General features: G+C 64.2%; 1 pseudogene. It reads left to right on the top strand.

The window, feature by feature from the left end:
* Positions 1 to 15: 15 nt before the first annotated feature.
* Positions 16 to 265 (top strand): annotated as a pseudogene (locus SB751_RS31485) (chemotaxis protein CheR); the annotation flags it as partial.

The raw sequence follows: 265 nt of genomic DNA, 5'->3' as shown, positions 1-265 counted from the left end.
CAGGCAGGAACTCACATGATGGCAACGCGCGCACAGCAACGCCCCGAGCGGGCGGAACCGGCTAGATCCGGCGAGCAGGGACGGGATTTCGAATTCACGTCCGCGGATTTCGCTCGCATTCGCGACCTGATTCACCGCAGCGCGGGCATCTCGCTATCGGACCACAAGCGCGACATGGCCTACAGCCGCCTTGCGCGCCGGTTGCGCGCACGCGGCCTCGACACCTTCAAGCAGTATCTCGATCTGCTCGAGGCGGAAAACGATC

It is taken from the genome of Cupriavidus sp. SIMBA_020, assembly GCF_046535395.1.
GTDB lineage: Bacteria > Pseudomonadota > Gammaproteobacteria > Burkholderiales > Burkholderiaceae > Cupriavidus > Cupriavidus campinensis.
The sequence above is the reverse complement of the archived record's forward strand: the minus strand, read 5'-3'. Positions and strand labels throughout refer to the sequence as shown.